The sequence below is a fragment of the Nonomuraea sp. NPDC005983 genome (assembly GCF_040614375.1).
Taxonomy (GTDB): Bacteria; Actinomycetota; Actinomycetes; order Streptosporangiales; family Streptosporangiaceae; genus Nonomuraea.
In genome coordinates, this window is record NZ_JBEXUP010000301.1 from 1 (window position 1) to 1220 (window position 1220).

1 pseudogene is annotated in these 1220 nt (G+C 67.5%); it reads right to left on the reverse strand.

Annotation, left to right across the window (positions count from 1 at the left end):
- Positions 1-1220, reverse strand: a pseudogene (locus ABZ297_RS46845) (DNA-directed RNA polymerase subunit beta); the annotation flags it as partial.

Sequence of the window (1220 nt, forward strand, 5' to 3'; positions counted from 1 at the left end):
AGCGCCATCTCGCCGTTGTCGGTGCAGGGACCGTCGGCGATGACCTGGTTCACCTCCACCCGGTCGCCCTCGGCGACGATGGGCTTCTGGTTGAAGCTCGTGCCCTGATTGGAACGCTTGAACTTCGCCACGCGGTACGTCGTCCGCGGGCCGTCGTCGTTCATGACCGTGACGTAGTCGGCGGAGACCTCCTCGACCACGCCCGCCTTCTCGGCGCTGATCATGTCGCCCGTATCGGTCGCGGCACGGTACTCCATGCCGGTGCCGACCAGCGGCGCCTCGCTCTTGAGCAGCGGCACCGACTGGCGCATCATGTTCGCGCCCATCAACGCCCGGTTGGCGTCGTCGTGCTCCAGGAACGGGATCATCGCCGTCGCCACCGACACCATCTGGCGCGGCGACACGTCGATGTAGTCGACCTCCTCGGCACGGGCGAGCTCGGTCTCGCCGCCCTTGGTGCGGACCAGGACGCGGGCCTCGGCGAACGAGCCGTCGGGGTTGAGCGCCGTGTTGGCCTGCGCCTTGACGAAGCGGTCCTCCTCGTCGGCGGTCAGGTAGTCGATCTGGTCGGTCACCTTGCCGTCGACGACCTTGCGGTACGGCGTCTCGACGAAGCCGAACGCGTTGAGCCGGCCGTAGGAGGCCAGCGAGCCGATCAGGCCGATGTTCGGGCCTTCAGGGGTCTCGATCGGGCACATCCGGCCGTAGTGGGACGGGTGCACGTCACGAACCTCGAAGCCCGCCCGCTCACGCGACAGACCACCGGGGCCCAGCGCGTTCAGACGCCGCTTGTGCGTCAGGCCGGCCAGCGGGTTGATCTGGTCCATGAACTGCGACAGCTGCGAGGTGCCGAAGAACTCCTTCATCGACGCCACGACCGGGCGGATGTTGATCAGGGTCTGCGGCGTGATCGCCTCGACGTCCTGGGTGGTCATCCGCTCGCGCACGACGCGCTCCATGCGGGCCAGGCCCAGCCGGACCTGGTTCTGGATCAGCTCGCCGACGCTGCGCAGCCGGCGGTTGCCGAAGTGGTCGATGTCGTCGACCTCGACGATGACCTCGCGGTCACCGGCGCCCGGCATCGACTCCTCGCCCGCATGGAGGCGGACGATGTACTCGATCGTGGCGACGATGTCGTCTTCGGTCAGGGTGCCCTGCGTGATCTCCGAGTCGACCCCGAGCTTCTTGTTGATCTTGTAACGACCCACCTTGGCGAGGTC